Here is a 15,798-nt window from a genome sequence, read left to right on the forward strand (position 1 = left end):
CCATTTGGTGAACGGCCGGGGAGCGGCCGAAGTGCCCATCCCCGTAAGGCAAATGGGAGGGAACGGGCTTCGCCGGACTTACTCGCCCACTTCGCCGTACGCGGCGAGCAGGACGGCCGGGTCGGGGCCCTCCAGGACCGTCGGCTTGGCGAGGCCGTCGAGGACGATGAAGCGGAGCAGGTCGCCGCGGGACTTCTTGTCGACCTTCATGTTCTCCAGCAGCTTGGGCCACTGGTCGTAGCGGTAGCTGAGCGGCAGGCCGACCGATTCGAGGACCGTGCGGTGCCGGTCGGCCGTCGCGTCGTCCAACCGGCCCGCGAGACGGCCCAGTTCGGCCGCGAAGTGCATGCCTACGGCCACTGCGGCGCCGTGCCGCCACTTGTAGCGCTCGTTCTTCTCGATGGCGTGCGCGAGGGTGTGGCCGTAGTTGAGGATCTCGCGCAGGCCCGACTCCTTGAGGTCCGCGGAGACGACCTCGGCCTTGACCTTGATGGAGCGCTCGATCAGTTCGGCGGTGTGCGGTCCGGCCGGGGTGCGGGCGGACTCCGGGTCGGACTCGATGAGTTCGAGGATCACCGGGTCGGCGATGAAGCCGGCCTTGATGATCTCGGCGAGCCCGGAGACGTAGTCGTTGACCGGGAGGGAGTCCAGCGCGGCCAGGTCGCAGAGCACGCCGGCCGGCGGGTGGAAGGAGCCGACGAGGTTCTTGCCCTCGGCGGTGTTGATGCCGGTCTTGCCGCCGACGGCCGCGTCGACCATGGCGAGCACGGTCGTCGGTACGGCGATCCAGCGGACCCCGCGCAGCCAGGTCGCGGCGACGAAGCCGGCCAGGTCGGTGGTGGAGCCGCCGCCGACGCCGACGATGACGTCGGAGCGGGTGAAGCCGGACTGGCCCAGCGCCTTCCAGCAGTAGGCGGCGACCTCGGCGGTCTTGGCCTCCTCCGCGTTCGGCACCTGGATGGCGACGGCCTCGAAGCCCTGCCCGGCCAGGTCGGCGCGCAACGCCTCGCCCGTCTCGTCGAGCGCCTCGGGGTGGATGATGGCGACCCGCTTGGCCCGGTCGCCTACCAACCCGCCCAGTTCGCCCAGGAGTTGACGGCCCACCAGGACCTCGTACGGGTCGCTGCCCGCCGTGCCGCCGACCTGGATCCGCGTCACTGACTCGCTCATGCTTCCTTCAACTCCAGTGCGTCCAGGACGGCTTGGGTGACGTCCTCGGGGGTGCGGCCGTCCGTGGGTACGACGGCCTGCGCGACCTCGGCATACAAGTGGCGCCTGGCTTCCATCAGTTCGCGCCACTGCTTGCGCGGGTTGATGGCGAGCAGCGGGCGGGCCGCGTTGAGGCCGGTGCGCTTGACCGCCTCGTCCACGTCCATGGAGAGGTAGACGACCCGGTGTCCGGTGAGCAGCGTGCGCGTGTCCTCGTCGAGGATCGAGCCGCCGCCGAGCGCGAGGACGCCGTCGTGCCCGGCGAGTGCCTGGTGCACGGCGCGCTTCTCGATGGCACGGAAGACGGGCTCGCCCTCGTCGACGAAGATCTCGGCGATGGTGCGGCCCTCGGCAGCCACGATGTCGTCGTCGGTGTCCCGGTAGCCGACGCCGAGCCGGTCGGCGAGCTGCTGCCCGACGGTGGACTTGCCGACGCCCATGGGACCGACCAGGACGACGAGCGGGGCTGCGGTCACCGGATGGCCAGGTTCTCGAGGTACGAGCGGACGTTGCGACGGGTCTCGGGCACCGAGTCGCCGCCGAACTTCTCGGCGACGGCGTCCGCGAGGACGAGGGCGACCATCGCCTCGGCGACGATGCCGGCGGCCGGAACCGCGGACACGTCGGAACGCTGGTGATGAGCCTGCGTGGCCTCACCGGTGACCACGTCGACGGTCTGCAGGGCACGCGGCACGGTCGCGATGGGCTTCATCGCGGCGCGCACGCGCAGCAGTTCGCCGGTGGACAGCCCACCCTCGGTGCCACCGGAGCGCCCGGAGACCCGCCGAATGCCCTCATCGGTGTTCACGATCTCGTCGTGCGCCTGCGAACCGGGCACCCGGGCCAGCTCGAAACCGTCACCGATCTCGACACCCTTGATCGCCTGGATACCCATGAGGGCACCGGCGAGGCGGGAGTCCAGCTTGCGGTCCCAGTGCACATGCGAACCGAGGCCGACGGGAACGCCGTAGGCAAGGATCTCGACGACACCACCGAGGGTGTCACCGTCCTTGTGGGCCTGGTCGATCTCCGCGACCATCGCCTTCGAGGCGTCCGCGTCCAGGCAGCGCACGGGGTCGGCGTCCAGCTTCTCGACATCGGCGGGCGTGGGCAGCACACCCTGCGGCGCCTTGGCGGAAGCCAACTCCACGACATGCGAGACGATCTCGATCCCGGCCGTCTCCTTGATGTACGACCGGGCGACGGCACCCAGCGCGACACGCGCCGCGGTCTCCCGCGCGGAGGCACGCTCCAGGATCGGCCGGGCCTCGTCGAAGCCGTACTTCTGCATACCGGCGAGGTCGGCGTGACCGGGACGCGGCCGGGTCAGCGGAGCGTTACGGGCGAGGCCCGCCAGGATCTCCGGATCGACCGGGTCGGCCGCCATGACCTGCTCCCACTTGGGCCACTCCGTGTTGCCCACCATGATCGCGACCGGCGAACCGAGGGTCAGCCCGTGCCGGACACCGCCGAGGAAGGTGACCTCGTCACGCTCGAACTTCATCCGCGCGCCGCGTCCATAACCGAGCCGGCGCCGGGCCAGGTGGTCCGCCACCATGTCCGTGGTGATCGGCACGCCGGCGGGAAGACCCTCCAGCGTCGCCACGAGTGCGGGACCGTGGGACTCCCCCGCGGTCAGCCAGCGCAACCTGCTCAACGGTGCTCCTCATGCTCGCGCCCTGGTACTGCTGCGTACGCGCGTCCTCGCGTACGACGACGACGTGACCGGGTGCGCGGCCCTGGCCCGCCACCCCCGATCCTCCCACGCCGGAACCCGGCACCCGCCTCACGTTCCAGCAAGCGGACGGGCACATCGACCCGAACGGCACGAAGCGGGCATAAGTTTGCTAAATGCCGGTCGCCATAATCGAGTTGACATTGACTTTACCTTCCGTTCAGGATTGCATTACCCGAAGCGTCAATGACAACACAGGAAGTAATCCATGCGCAGAGTTCTCAGAGTCATGCTCGCCACCGTCGCGATCCTCGCCGGAATGATGGTTTTCACCAGCCCGGCACACGCCATCGACGAGCGCGATTGCTCGGACATGCAGCACAAGGAATTCGCCACTCCGGGCACGAACGTAGACCTGTACATCACACTCTGTGTTTGGCGCACGGGCTCAAGGTATGACGCAGAGGCGTTCGGCGAGTGGTGGGACGGCGGCGGCGTGCGCAAATTCGACGCTTTCCGCATGGAAGTACGGCTCGAAAAGAACGACGCGGCAATCACTTATAACGACTGCAACTACCTCAGTGCCGTCAACAGCACCGAGCACAGCGGTTTCACCTGCGGCACCACCTCGGCGACCGGCAGCGGGAGCGGTTGGACCGCGGACGCAACCGTCCTCTACGACTTGGATTCAGACGGTAAGGGCGAGTATTTCTGGGACTTGACTGGATCGCCCAAGATCTGATCCGCCGAGACGAGGGGCGCCCACCGGGATACCGGTGGGCGCCCCTCGTTCGTGCTATACGGCTTTGGCGTCCAAGGCGCTTTCACCCGCGGCCCGAACGACTCCCACGGAAATTCCCCGGCCCGTCATCGCCTCGACCTGCAGGACCGCCTGGTGCACGAGCAGATCGAGTCCGCTGACGACAGCGCCTCCATATGCGGACCAGCGCGCGGCCAGTGTCGTGGGCCAGGGGTCGTAGAGGACGTCGAAGAGGGTGGCAGGCCGTTCCGGTACGGCCGAGGCGAGTGCGTCCGTCGTACCGGCGGGCGTGGTCGCGAAGACCAGGGGGGCGCGCAGCCCCTCGGCCGCGTCGGCCCAGTCCGCCGTGCGGACCTCCACGTCGAGCCGCTTGCCCCACTGCCGCATCTCGGCGGCGCGGGCCTCGCTGCGGACGTAGGCGACGACCTCGCCGGTGCAGACGCGGGAGAGGGCGGCGAGCGCGGAGGACGCGGTGGCGCCGGCGCCGAGGATCGCGGCCGAGTCGACCTGTTCGATGCCGTGTTCGCGGAGGGCGGCGACCATGCCGGGGATGTCGGTGTTGTCGCCGACCCGTCGCCCGTCCTCGGTGAACACGACCGTGTTGACCGCGTCCACCGATGCCGCGGTCTCGCTGATCTCGTCGAGCAGCGGTATGACCGCCCGCTTCAGCGGCATGGTCAGCGACAGGCCCGCCCACTCCGGTCCGAGGTCCTTGAAGAACCCCGGCAGGCCCGCCTCGTCGACGTCGAAGCGGTCGTAGGACCAGTTGTCGAGCCCCAGCTCCCCGTACGCCGCGCGATGCAGCACCGGGGAGAGGGAGTGGGCGATGGGGGAACCGAGCACGGCGGCACGGCGGGCGTCAGTTGCCCGAACTGTCATTGAACTTTTCCTTGAGTGCCTGGAATTCGGCGTACGTCTTGGCGAATTCGGTCTTGTTCTCGCCATCGGTCGCCACGAAGTAGATCCAGCCGTCGTGGGTCGGGTTCAGTGCCGCTGCCAGAGCCTCGTCACCGGGGTTGTCGATGGGACCGGGCGGCAGGCCCTTCTGGGTGTAGGTGTTGTACGGGTCCTTGTTGCTGTTGATCTCGGACTCGCTGATGCGGATCTTGCTCTGGCCCTTCAGATAATTGAAGGTCGAGTCGAATTGCAGATACTGGTTGGTCTGATCGTTCGTGGTCTTGAGACGGTTGTAGACGACTTCGGCCATCTTGCGGAAGTCCTCGTGCGTCTTACCTTCGGCCTGGACGAGGCTCGCGACCGTGATGAGCTGCAGCGGGTTTTCCAGGTTGAGCGCCCTGGCCTTCGCCGAGAGGTCGATCGCGTCGTATTTCTCATTGGCCTGGGCGACCAGTTGCTTGAGGACCGTCTCGGGTTTCATGCCCTTGGCGGCGCCATAGGTTCCCGGGAAGAGGAAACCCTCCAGCGGGTCCTTGATGTTCTTGTTGTCGTTCGCCCAGCTGGGCAGTCCGAGGCTCTTGTACTCCTTGGTGGCAACAGCCTTGGTGGTGCCGTCGGAAATCTGGAGTTTCTTGTCGATCGCCGCGTAGACCTGGGCGTTTCGCCAGCCCGGGGCGACGATGAGATTGTCCTGGCTCGTGGGGTCGAGCATCAGCTTGACGGCGCTCGCGGCGGACATGTTCTTCTTCAGCAGGAAGACGCCGGCCTGGATCTTCTTCCCGTCCGGATTCTGGGACTGGGCGACCACGAAGGCGTCCACGCTCTTGACGACGCCCGCTTCCTTCAGCTTCTGCCCGATATCCGATCCGAAGGCGCCCTTGGGGATGCTGACGCTCACCGAACCGGTACCGTCGCCCGCGTAGTCCGGCGCCGAGCCGAAACGGTTCTGGTAGAAGTGCCAGCCGAGGATGCCCACGCCGGCCAGGCCGCCGCCGAACACCATGACGACCACGAGGCAGGCGCAGCCGTTGCGGCGCTTCCGCTCCTTGCCGCCTTTGTCCTTGCCTTTGCCTTTGCCGCCCTTGCCCCGCCGGTCACCGCGTCCGCGCCCGTCCGGCTCGTCGTCGGCCTCGTCGTCATCGTCGCCGCCACCCGCGAAGAACGCGTGTTCGCCCTGATCGGGTCCCGGGTCCCAGTCGGTCTTCTCCGGTTCGGGTTCGGTGCTTCGCTTGCCCGGCGGTTCCGGCGGTGGGTACGCCTCGGGCGTGCCGTAGAAATCGGGCTGCTGTTCGCCATAGGCGGCGGCCTGTTGCCCGTACGGGTCGACGGGGTCCGCGACGTACGGGACCTGCGCGGGCGTGCCGGTGCCGTCCCAGCCGCCCTGCTGATATTGCTGCTGCTGACCGGCGTACTGCTGATGGCTCTGATCGGCGTACTGCTGCTGGTCCGCCCACTGTTGCTGGTCGGGGTACTGCGGGTTGCCCTGTTCGTCGTAGACCTGGTAGTGCTGCTGCGCCTGACCGTAGTCGGCCTGCTGGCCATGGCCCCAGTCGCCGTACTGCTGTGGCTGCTGCGGCTGTTCCGGATAGTGCTGCGGCTGGCCGCCGTAGGAGGACTGCTGGCCCGGCTGGGCCTGCTGCCCTTCCCATCCGACGTCCCCGAACAACGGGTCCTCCGGATGCCACGGTTCGGAGCCTGGGCCCCGGCCATACTCAGTCATCGATCCCCTAGAGCCGCGAGGCGGCGGTCGCGGCGCTTGCGGCTCCGGCTTCCGTCCCGCCTCTTGCTGTGCCATGGCTGTTCGAACACCATCACATCGCGCGGAACGTTACCGTATCGCGATCAGATGACCACTTCGACGCCCTCGCCGGGTGCTTTACCTGACACCCGTTCGGATTCCAGGGCCTGCTGCAGAATGATGACCGCTGCCGCCTGGTCGATGACCGACCTGCCCTTCTTGGACTTCACCCCGGAGGCGCGCAGTCCCTGACTGGCCGTCACCGTGGTCATCCGTTCGTCCAACAGTCTGACCGGTACCGGGGCGATGCCCTTCGCGAGTTCCTGGGCGAAGGCCCGGACCTTCACCGCGGCCGGTCCCTCACCCCCCTTGAGGGAGCGCGGGAGACCGACGACGACTTCGATCGGTTCGTACTCCTCGGCGAGTTGCTTCAGCCGGCGGTGCGCCGCCGGGATGTCGCGGCCGGGGACCGTCTCGACGGGAGTGGCGAGGATCCCGTCGGGGTCGCACGAGGCGACCCCGATCCGGGCGTCCCCGACGTCGATCGCGAGTCGACGTCCTCTGCGCATGTTCGCGGCCGTTTCTTACTTGGCCGTGTCGGCGACGAGGCGTTCGACAGCGTCCACGGCCTCACCGACGGCGGCCGGGTTCTGGCCACCGCCCTGGGCCACGTCCGGCTTGCCGCCACCGCCGCCGCCGAGGGTCTTGGCGGCCGCGCGGACCAGGTCGCCGGCCTTGAGACCACGCTCGCGTGCGGCCTCGTTCGTGGCGATGACGGTGAGCGGCTTGCCATTGTTGACCGTGAAGAGGGCCACTACGGCGGCCCGTCCGCCCTGGATGCGGCCGCGCACGTCGAGGACCAGCTTGCGCAGGTCGTCGGCGCTCGTGCCGTCCGGCACCTGGCCGGTGACCAGCGCGACACCGTGCACGTCCTTGGCGGACTCGACGAGACCGCCCGCGGCTTGCAGCACCTTCTCGGCGCGGAACTTCTCGATCTCCTTCTCGGCGTCCTTCAACTTGCCGAGCATGGCGGAGACCTTCTCCGGCAGCTCCTCCGGGCGCCCCTTGATCAGCTCCTGGAGCTGGGCGACGACCGTGTGCTCCCGCGCGAGGAAGTTGTAGGCGTCGACACCGACGAGCGCTTCGATACGGCGCACTCCGGAGCCGATCGACGACTCGCCGAGCAGCTTGACCAGGCCGAGCTGCGAGGTGTTGTGGACGTGCGTGCCGCCGCACAGCTCCTTGGAGAAGTCGCCGATGGTGACGACGCGGACCCGCTCGCCGTACTTCTCGCCGAACTCGGCGATGGCGCCCTGCTTCTTGGCCTCGTCGAGGCTGAGGATCTCGGCGTGCACGTCCAGGTCGCGGGCGAGCACCTCGTTGATCTTCTGCTCGACGTCGGTCATCACGGCCGTGGGAACCGCGGACGGCGATCCGAAGTCGAAGCGGAAACGGCCCGGCTGGTTCTCGGAACCGGCCTGCGCGGCCGTCGGACCCAGCGCGTCACGCAGCGCCTGGTGGGTGAGGTGGGTGGCCGAGTGGGCGCGGGCGATGGCGGTACGGCGGCGGATGTCGATCGCGGCCTCGGCCTTGGCGCCGACGGTGACCTCGCCGTACTGGACGACGCCCTTGTGGACGTAGACCCCGGGCACCGGCTTCTGGCAGTCGCGGATCTCGATCAAGGCACCGGACTCGACCTTGATGCGGCCGGTGTCGCCGATCTGGCCGCCGCCCTCGGCGTAAAAGGGGGTGCGGTCGAGGACGATCTCGACCTCGTCGCCCTCGGTCGCGGCCGGGGAGGAGACGCCGTCGACGAGGATGCCGACGATGGTGGACTCGCCCTGGGTGTCCGAGTAGCCGATGAAGTCGGTCTCGCCGGCCTTGTCGGCGATCTCGCGGTAGGCACCGACGCCCGCGTGACCGGTCTTCTTCGCCTGCGCGTCGGCCTTGGCCTGGTCGCGCTGCTGCTTCATCAGGCGCCGGAAGCCGTCCTCGTCCACGGAAAGGCCCTGTTCGGCGGCCATTTCGAGGGTGAGGTCGATCGGGAAGCCCCAGGTGTCGTGGAGCAGGAACGCCTTGTCGCCGGCGAGGACCTTGCCGCCGGACTGCTTGGTGTCGGCGATGGCGGTGTCGAGGATGTTGGTGCCGGCCTTCAGCGTCTTGACGAAGGCGGCCTCCTCGGCGAGGGCCACGGTCTCGATGCGCTGCCGGTCGGTGACGAGCTCGGGGTACTGCTGGCCCATCATCGCGATGACGGTGTCGATGAGGTCCTTGACGACCAGGCCGGTGGCACCGAGCAGTCGCATGTTGCGGATGGCGCGGCGCATGATCCGGCGCAGGACGTAACCGCGGCCTTCGTTGCCGGGGGTCACACCGTCGCCGATGAGCATCACCGAGGTGCGCATGTGGTCGGTGACCACGCGCAGGGAGACGTCGGACTCGTGCGCGTCGCCGTACTGGACGCCGGTCAGCTCGGTGGCCTTCTTGATGACGGCCATGGAGGTGTCGATCTCGTACATGTTCTGCACGCCCTGCAGGATCATCGCGAGGCGCTCCAGGCCGAGGCCCGTGTCGATGTTCTTGCTGGGCAGCTCGCCGAGGATCTCGAAGTCCTCCTTGCCGATGCCCTCGCCGCGCTCGTACTGCATGAAGACGAGGTTCCAGATCTCCACGTACCGCTCGTCGTTGACGGCCGGTCCGCCCTCGACGCCGAACTCGGGGCCGCGGTCGTAGTTGATCTCGGAGCACGGGCCACACGGACCCGGGACGCCCATCGACCAGTAGTTGTCCTTCTTGCCGAGGCGCTGGATGCGCTCGGCCGGGACGCCGATCTTCTCGCGCCAGATGGTCTCGGCCTCGTCGTCGTCGAGGTAGACCGTGATCCACAGGCGCTCGGGGTCGAGGCCGTAACCACCCTTGTCCTGGGGCGAGGTGAGCAGCTCCCAGGCGTAGGTGATGGCGCCTTCCTTGAAGTAGTCGCCGAAGGAGAAGTTGCCGCACATCTGGAAGAACGTGCCGTGGCGCGTGGTCTTGCCGACCTCTTCGATGTCGGGCGTGCGCACGCACTTCTGCACGCTGGTGGCGCGCGGCCACGGCGGCTTGACCTCGCCGAGGAAGTACGGCTTGAAGGGGACCATGCCGGCGGGGACCAGGAGCAGAGTCGGGTCGTCCGCGATGAGCGACGCCGAGGGGACTACGGTGTGGCCGCGCTCCTCGTAGAAGCTCAGCCAGCGGCGGCGGATTTCAGCCGACTCCATCAGTGGTCCTCATTCCGGTTGTACGAGTACGTCGTCCTGTCGTTTCTTTCGACGGACATCGGGGTGTTGCGGTTCTCGATGGCGATGTGCGCCCGGGACGCCGGGAGTTCGGGGTCCACGGGAGCGTTGATCCCCAGCGCGTCGCCGAGTTCGGCCTCGCGCTGGGCCATGCCCGCGCGGACGTCGAGCGCGAAGTGCACCGCGCTGTCCTTGAGCCGGTGGCCCGCGTCGAGCGCCTTGTTGGCCGCGGCGACGGCGAGGTGCTCGGGGGTCAGCTGCTTCAGCTTGCGATTGACCTTGGTGGTCGCCCAGACACCGGCGGCCACGCCCGTGCCGAACCAGAACGTACGGCGGAACATCGCTCGGTCAGTCCTTCTTCCGGGTGCGCTTGCCCCGCCGTCCGGCCGGGACGGTACGGCCCACGATCACCGTACGACGGGACGCCCCGGACGGCGCGGGCACGTCCTCGCGGCGGCCGCCCAGGGCCCGGCGGACGCCGTAGCCGAAGGCCGCGACCTTGACGAGGGGCCCGCCGAAGGTGGAGGCGACGGTGGTGGACAGTGCGGAGGCGTTCGAGGTGACTTCCTGGACGTCGGTGGCGATCGCGTCGACCCGGTCGATCTGGGTCTGCGCGGAGCGCACCGCCGCGGAGGCGTCCGCCAGCAGCGGCACGGCCTGATCGGTCACGTCCGCGACCAGCTTGGTGGTCGCCTTGAGCGTCTGGGCCAGCCTCACCAGTGCGACGGCGAGGAACGAGACCAGGATCGCCCAGAAGACGGCCACCAGGATCCCGGCCACCTCTCCACCGGACACCTGACACCCGCTCTCATGAACACCTGTAGATAACCTGCTAGATAACTGGCCCGAGACTATCGGGCCCGGAGACGGCGCTCCGTCAACATATGTAGATAACTGGCCCCGAGCCTATCGCGCCGGGGGCGGCGCTCCGTACCGCATTACCGCCCCGCGTGCAGCGGAGTTGGGCGAAGCGATTGTACGGACTGAATACGGTTCAGTACGCTCCGTGTCCCATGCGAGCTTCCCATGAAGGCGATGCCACCGCGGACGGCAATCTGCCCCTCGAACCCGACCGGTTCGTGGGCCGCTCGGCCGAACTCGGCGAACTGGCGCGGGCGCTCGACGCCTCGCGTCTGGTCACGGTGACCGGGCCCGGCGGGGTCGGCAAGTCCCGGCTCGCGGCCCACGCGGCGGCCCGGTCCGCACCCCCCGACGGGGTGTGGCGGGTTGAGCTGGCGCCGGTGCGCGATCCGGAACTCGTGGACTTCGCGGTCGTGGAGGCGCTGGGGCTGACGGATCACACCGCGCGGTTGCCGCGTGAGGCGCTGCTCGCGCACCTGACGGAGCGTCAACTCCTCTTGGTGTTGGACGGGTTCGAGCACCTGGTGGAGGTGTGTGCCTCGCTGGTGGCCGAGTTGCTCGGGCGGGCGCCGGGGCTGCGGGTGCTCGCGGTGGGGCGGCGGCCGCTGGAGCTGGCGGGTGAACGGGTGGTCGCGCTGGCGCCGTTGGGCGAGGACGAGGCGGTGGAGCTGTTCGCCGACCGGGCCGCGCAGCAGGGGGTCACCCTCGATGAAGACGACCCGGACGTACGGGAGTTGTGCCGGCGGCTCGACGGGATTCCGCTCGCTGTCGAGCTGGCGGCGGGGCGGCTGCGGGCGCTGGCGCCCGGGGAGTTGCTGGCTCGGTTCGACGACCGGTTCCGGCTGCTGGCCGGCGGGCGCAGGGACGCGTTACCCCGGCACCAGACACTGCGGACGGCGATCGGCTGGAGCCATGAACTGTGCACGCCCCAGGAGCGGTTGCTGTGGGCGCGGCTCTCGGTGTTCGCCGGACGCTTCGACCTGGAGGCCGCCGAGTACGTGTGCGGCGGCGACGGATTACCTTCGGACAGCGTCCTCGACGTGCTGTCCGAGCTGCTCGCGCAGTCCGTGGTCGTCCGCGAGGAAACCGCGACGGGCGTGCGGTACCGGATGCTCGACACGATCCGGGCGTACGGCGCCGACTGGCTGGAGGCGACGGGGGACGCGGCCCGGCTGCGGCGGCGGCACCGTGACTGGTATCTGGGGCTGGCCACTTGGTGCGAGCTGGACTGGTTCTCGCCGCGCCAGGGCGAGGTCGCCGCGCGGGTCGAGGCGGAGCTGCCGAATCTGCGCGGCGCGCTGGAGTACTGCCTGACCGAGCCGGACGAGACCCACCTGGGCCAGTACCTCGCGGGCTCCCTGTGGTTCTACTGGGCGGGCTGTGGGCGCCTCGCGGAGGGCCGGCACTGGCTGGAGCAGGCCGTGCAGCTGGACGCCGAGGACACGGCCAACGACCAGTCACGGCTGAAGGCGCTGTGGGTGCTCGGCTACGTCGCGATCCTCCAGGGCGACACCGTGCCCGCGCTGGCCGCCCTCCAGGAGTGCCGCGAGGAGGCGGACCACGCGGCGAACCCCACGGCCGTCGCGTACGCCGAACACCGCACCGGCTGCCTGGCGTTGGTCACGGACGACATGCCTCGCGCGGAGTCCCTGCTGCGCTCGGCGCTCGACCGCTACCAGCAGATCGGCGAGCTCAACAGCAACGTCCTGATGGGCCAGGTCGAGCTGGCGATGACCCGCGCGTTCCAGGGCGATCTGGCGGACGCGATGAAGCTGTGCGAGGACGTGCGCCGCGTGTGCGAGGACCACGGCGAGCGCTGGACCCGGGCGTACGCGCTGTACGTCCTGGCCTACGTCGCCTGGAGCGACGGCGAACTCCCGCTCGCGCGCGACCTGTTGGCGGACTGTCTGGGCAGCGCGCACGGCTTCCGCGATCTGCTGGGCTCGGTGCTGGCGGTCGAGTTGCTGGCCCTCGTCACGGTCGCGGAGGGCGATGCCGCCGAGGCCGCGCTGCTACAGGGCGCGGCGGGCGGGATGTGGCCGTCGGTGGGGCTGCCGCTGTTCGGCTCGGCGTACTACAACGCCCCGCACGAGCTGTGCGAGGCGATGGCCCGCGAGCGCCTCGGCGACGAGCGGTACGCGGAGTGCGTACGGGAAGGGGCCCGGCTGGGCCGTGAGGAGGCCGTGGCGCGGGCGCTGGGGCCGTCCCGGTCGCTGGACGCGGTGCCGGTTCCGCGCGGGCCGGTGCGGCCCGCTGCGGTGAGCGTGGACATGCGAAAGCCCGCCGCCTCGCCCACCCGGAAGGGCGGGGAGACGGCGGGCTGACGCGAAAGGTGGTGCTACGTCCGTGAGGTGATCAGCGGGCGTAGTACTCGACGACGAGCTGCTCGTCGCAGATCACCGGGATCTCCTTGCGGTTCGGCTCGCGGTCCAGGCGGAACGCCAGGGCGCCGAGGTTCACCTGGAGGTAGCGCGGGATCTCGCCGTCGGGGGCGAAGCCACCGGCGCGGGAGACCTCGAACAGCGTCTTGCTGCGGCTGCGCTCGCGGACCATGACGACATCTTCGGGCTTGACGCGGAACGACGGCTTGTCGACCTTGCCACCGTTGACCTCGATGTGGCCGTGAACGACCATCTGGCGGGCCTGGTAGATCGTGCGGGCGATGCCCGAACGAAGGACCAGCGCGTCGAGACGACGCTCCAGCTCGATGATCAGGGCCTCACCGGTCTTGCCCTGGACCTTGGAAGCACGCTCGTAGGCGCGGACGAGCTGGCGCTCGGACACGTCGTACTGCGCGCGCAGACGCTGCTTCTCCAGCAGACGGACCTTGTAGTCCGAGTTCTGCTTGCGGCCACGACCGTGCTCACCCGGCGGGTAGGGACGGGCCTCGAAGTACTTGACGGCCTTCGGGGTCAGCGCGATGCCGAGGGCACGCGACTTCTTGACCTTGGGGCGGGACTGATTCGCCACTGCTTTTCCTTTTCGTTTCGGCTGCCTCAGGGTTAGGGGAGGTCGCATCCGCAGCCGGGGAATCCCGACGGGTCCGCGAGGGACTCATCAGGCAGCCGTTCCCTGGTCTGGGCACATGTGCAGCACACGAACGGCCCACCGACCGGTCCCGGAACCCCGGGTGGTGGTGGGCTGCCCGCGACACCTACGACGGTGCGCGACGCTCCTGGATCAGAAGATCCGGCTGATTGTCCCGCCTGAGGCGCCGACCGGAGTCGGACACGGGACGCAGCACTGCGCAGGATTCTACAGGGTGCTCAGGACCGCTTACGACCAAGGTGTTTCCTGGTCCACTCCACGGCGTCCGCGTACCGCGCCTCGGCCCCGTGTCGGGTCGGCTCGTAGTACTCGCGGTCCTTCAGCTCCTCCGGGGCGTACTGCTGCTCGGCGATCCCCTCGGGCAGGTCGTGCGGGTAGACGTACCCCTGGGCATGCCCGAGCTTGGCCGCGCCCTTGTAGTGCCCGTCCCGCAGATGCATGGGCACCGGGCCGGCGTGCCCCTTGCGTACGTCCTCCATGGCGGCGCCGATCGCGTTGGTCGCCGCGTTCGACTTGGGGGCCAGGGCGAGCGCGATGGTGGCGTGGCTGAGGGTGAGCGCGGCCTCCGGGAAGCCGATCATCGCTACGGCCTGGGCGGCGGCGACCGCGATCGGCAGGGCGTTGGGATCGGCGAGGCCGATGTCCTCACTGGCGGAGATCATCAGGCGGCGGGCGATGAAGCGGGGGTCCTCGCCGGCCTCGATCATGCGGGCGAGGTAGTGCAGGGCCGCGTCGACGTCCGAACCCCGGATGGACTTGATGAGGGCGCTGGCCACGTCGTAGTGCTGGTCGCCGTCGCGGTCGTACTTCACCGCCGCGCGGTCGACGGTCTCCTCCAGGGTCTGGAGGGTGATGTCCGGCTCGCCCTTGTCGAGGGCGGCCCCGGCGGCGGCCTCCAGGGCGGTGAGCGCGCGCCGGGCGTCGCCGCCGGCGATGCGCAGCAGGTGGTTCTCGCTGTCCTCGGGGAGGGTGACCGCGTCCTTCAGGCCGCGCTCGTCGGACAGGGCCCGGCGGAGCAGGGCGCGCAGGTCGTCGTCCGTGAGGGGTTCGAGGGTGAGGAGGAGGGAGCGGGACAGGAGCGGGGAGATCACCGAGAAGTACGGGTTCTCCGTGGTCGCCGCGATCAGGGTGATCCAGCGGTTCTCGACGGCCGGGAGGAGGGAGTCCTGCTGGGCCTTGCTGAAGCGGTGGATCTCGTCGAGGAAGAGGACGGTCTCCTTGCCGAAACCTCCGGTGGCGCGGCGGGCGCCTTCGATGACCGCGCGGACCTCCTTGACGCCGGCGGTGATCGCGGACAGCTCCACGAACCGCTTGTTGGTCGCCTTGGAGACGACGTACGCGAGGGTCGTCTTGCCGGTGCCGGGCGGGCCCCAGAGGAGCACCGAGGAGGCTCCGGCCGGGCCGCCCGATCCCTCGCCGACCAGTCTGCGCAGGGGCGAGCCCGGCTTCAGCAGATGCTGCTGGCCCACGACCTCGTCGAGGGTGCGCGGGCGCATCCGTACCGCCAGGGGACTGCTGGACGGGTCCTTCTCCTGGCGTTCTTCGGCTGCGGCGGTGAAAAGGTCGGGCTCCACGTCCAAAACCCTATGTCACGCCACTGACAATCCGGTCAGGCCCGGATCTACGCCCAGAGCTGCGCGCCCCAGCGGGTCAGGATCAGCATGGCGATGATGCCTACGTGGGTGACCGGCAGGACCCACGTGAACTCGCCCAGGAAGTTCTTGACCGGGCGGGGTGCCTTCAGGAAGTCGTTGCGGATGTTGAACGACGTGACGTACCAGAACATGGTGATCGTGGCGACCCAGGCCAGCGAGCACCACAGGCACAGCGCGTTGATCCGGTACAGCGACTGGAACTGCAGCCAGGTGCAGAAGGCCACCCCGAAGAGCGTGCCGAAGTTGAAGGTCAGCCAGTACCAGCGCGGGAACTGGACCCGGGTCAGCAGGCTGATGCCGACGCAGATGACGATGCCGTAGGCGACCAGGCCGAGCATCGGGTTCGGGAAGCCGAAGGCTGCGGCCTGCTTGCTCTCCATGACGCTGCCGCAGGAGACGATCGGGTTGATGCTGCAGCTCGGGGTGAACGTCTTGCCCGCGAGCTTGCCTTCGAGGATCTTGAACTTGTCGATCGTGATGACCCACGCGGCGAGCAGGCCGGCTGCACCGGTGATCACCAGCAGCAGGGCGAAGGCCCGGCTGCTGCCGACCGTGCGCGGCTCCGCGGCCGTGTGCTCCGGCTCGGAGTCGGTGTCGACGTCCTTCACTGTCGTCTTGCTCATCACGCCGATCCGTCACTTGAGAGTTGGACCTTCTTCGGGCAGGGCCATTGTGCCGCA

14 protein-coding genes are annotated in these 15,798 nt (G+C 69.0%); 2 read left to right on the forward strand and 12 right to left on the reverse strand.

Going from position 1 to position 15,798, the window contains the following annotated elements; translation table 11 throughout:
* Positions 1-78: 78 nt before the first annotated feature.
* The 3 genes from aroB to aroC are packed head-to-tail and all read right to left on the reverse strand — an operon-like array spanning position 79 to position 2,866.
* Positions 79-1,170: a 3-dehydroquinate synthase gene (aroB, locus tag OG588_RS08610; protein WP_266766953.1), complete on the reverse strand. Its 1,092-nt coding sequence runs from the start codon at positions 1,168-1,170 to the stop codon at positions 79-81.
* Complete coding sequence (locus OG588_RS08615) at positions 1,167-1,685, reverse strand: shikimate kinase (protein WP_019059750.1); 519 nt, start codon at positions 1,683-1,685, stop codon at positions 1,167-1,169. The genes aroB and OG588_RS08615 overlap by 4 nt, the downstream gene beginning before the upstream one ends.
* A complete protein-coding gene (gene aroC / locus OG588_RS08620) occupies positions 1,682-2,866 on the reverse strand; it encodes a chorismate synthase (RefSeq protein ID WP_405946768.1) in 1,185 nt (394 codons plus the stop codon). Before aroC ends, OG588_RS08615 begins: the two co-directional genes overlap by 4 nt.
* A 307-nt stretch (positions 2,867-3,173) precedes the next feature.
* Between aroC and OG588_RS08625 the strand changes: the two genes are divergently transcribed.
* Positions 3,174-3,626 carry a hypothetical protein gene (locus tag OG588_RS08625; RefSeq protein WP_405946769.1) on the forward strand — a complete coding sequence of 151 codons (453 nt, stop codon included), beginning with the start codon at positions 3,174-3,176 and terminating at the stop codon, positions 3,624-3,626.
* A gap of 54 nt (positions 3,627-3,680) precedes the next feature.
* Here OG588_RS08625 and OG588_RS08630 read toward each other — a convergent pair whose 3' ends face one another.
* The 6 genes from OG588_RS08630 to OG588_RS08655 form a co-directional block, all read right to left on the reverse strand.
* Positions 3,681-4,523 (reverse strand): shikimate dehydrogenase, encoded by an 843-nt coding sequence (locus OG588_RS08630; protein ID WP_405946770.1) that lies wholly within the window; start codon positions 4,521-4,523, stop codon positions 3,681-3,683.
* The gene (gene mltG, locus OG588_RS08635) at positions 4,504-6,261 is read right to left on the reverse strand and encodes an endolytic transglycosylase MltG (RefSeq protein WP_405953074.1); all 1,758 of its coding nucleotides are present in this window, start codon (positions 6,259-6,261) and stop codon (positions 4,504-4,506) included. Before mltG ends, OG588_RS08630 begins: the two co-directional genes overlap by 20 nt.
* Before the next feature lie 122 nt (positions 6,262-6,383).
* Positions 6,384-6,848, reverse strand: a complete 465-nt coding sequence (gene ruvX, locus OG588_RS08640; protein WP_019059754.1) for a Holliday junction resolvase RuvX — start codon at positions 6,846-6,848, stop codon at positions 6,384-6,386.
* A gap of 15 nt (positions 6,849-6,863) precedes the next feature.
* Positions 6,864-9,536, reverse strand: coding sequence for an alanine--tRNA ligase (gene alaS / locus OG588_RS08645; RefSeq protein WP_405946771.1), 2,673 nt, complete (start codon positions 9,534-9,536; stop codon positions 6,864-6,866).
* Positions 9,536-9,895 carry a hypothetical protein gene (locus OG588_RS08650; RefSeq protein ID WP_405946772.1) on the reverse strand — a complete coding sequence of 120 codons (360 nt, stop codon included), beginning with the start codon at positions 9,893-9,895 and terminating at the stop codon, positions 9,536-9,538. Before OG588_RS08650 ends, alaS begins: the two co-directional genes overlap by 1 nt.
* Positions 9,896-9,902: 7 nt before the next feature.
* The gene (locus tag OG588_RS08655; RefSeq protein ID WP_063744453.1) at positions 9,903-10,349 is read right to left on the reverse strand and encodes a DUF948 domain-containing protein; all 447 of its coding nucleotides are present in this window, start codon (positions 10,347-10,349) and stop codon (positions 9,903-9,905) included.
* Positions 10,350-10,567: 218 nt separating this feature from the next.
* Here OG588_RS08655 and OG588_RS08660 point away from each other — a divergent pair, with 218 nt between their 5' ends.
* The gene (locus OG588_RS08660) at positions 10,568-12,739 is read left to right on the forward strand and encodes an ATP-binding protein (RefSeq protein WP_405946773.1); all 2,172 of its coding nucleotides are present in this window, start codon (positions 10,568-10,570) and stop codon (positions 12,737-12,739) included.
* A gap of 31 nt (positions 12,740-12,770) precedes the next feature.
* On the opposite strand, the gene rpsD is transcribed toward OG588_RS08660, so the two are convergent.
* The 3 genes from rpsD to OG588_RS08675 all read right to left on the reverse strand — a co-directional run bounded on the left by rpsD (position 12,771) and on the right by OG588_RS08675 (position 15,741).
* Positions 12,771-13,385, reverse strand: coding sequence for a 30S ribosomal protein S4 (rpsD, locus tag OG588_RS08665; protein ID WP_365308108.1), 615 nt, complete (start codon positions 13,383-13,385; stop codon positions 12,771-12,773).
* Between the two features lie 296 nt (positions 13,386-13,681).
* Positions 13,682-15,037: a replication-associated recombination protein A gene (locus OG588_RS08670; protein ID WP_405946774.1), complete on the reverse strand. Its 1,356-nt coding sequence runs from the start codon at positions 15,035-15,037 to the stop codon at positions 13,682-13,684.
* Between the two features lie 47 nt (positions 15,038-15,084).
* Positions 15,085-15,741 carry a vitamin K epoxide reductase family protein gene (locus tag OG588_RS08675; protein ID WP_405946775.1) on the reverse strand — a complete coding sequence of 219 codons (657 nt, stop codon included), beginning with the start codon at positions 15,739-15,741 and terminating at the stop codon, positions 15,085-15,087.
* Positions 15,742-15,798 lie beyond the last annotated feature (57 nt).

The sequence above is a fragment of the Streptomyces prunicolor genome, from assembly GCF_045162825.1.
Taxonomy (GTDB): Bacteria; Actinomycetota; Actinomycetes; order Streptomycetales; family Streptomycetaceae; genus Streptomyces; species Streptomyces prunicolor.

Coding starts and splice junctions, on each gene's coding strand:
- aroB (WP_266766953.1), bottom strand. CDS start 1,170: ATGAGCGAGTCAGTGACGCGGATCCAGGTCGGCGGCACGGCGGGCAGC.
- mltG (WP_405953074.1), bottom strand. CDS start 6,261: ATGACTGAGTATGGCCGGGGCCCAGGCTCCGAACCGTGGCATCCGGAG.
- alaS (WP_405946771.1), bottom strand. CDS start 9,536: ATGGAGTCGGCTGAAATCCGCCGCCGCTGGCTGAGCTTCTACGAGGAG.
- OG588_RS08630 (WP_405946770.1), bottom strand. CDS start 4,523: ATGACAGTTCGGGCAACTGACGCCCGCCGTGCCGCCGTGCTCGGTTCC.
- OG588_RS08675 (WP_405946775.1), bottom strand. CDS start 15,741: ATGAGCAAGACGACAGTGAAGGACGTCGACACCGACTCCGAGCCGGAG.
- OG588_RS08660 (WP_405946773.1), top strand. CDS start 10,568: ATGCGAGCTTCCCATGAAGGCGATGCCACCGCGGACGGCAATCTGCCC.
- OG588_RS08650 (WP_405946772.1), bottom strand. CDS start 9,895: ATGTTCCGCCGTACGTTCTGGTTCGGCACGGGCGTGGCCGCCGGTGTC.
- ruvX (WP_019059754.1), bottom strand. CDS start 6,848: ATGCGCAGAGGACGTCGACTCGCGATCGACGTCGGGGACGCCCGGATC.
- OG588_RS08625 (WP_405946769.1), top strand. CDS start 3,174: ATGCTCGCCACCGTCGCGATCCTCGCCGGAATGATGGTTTTCACCAGC.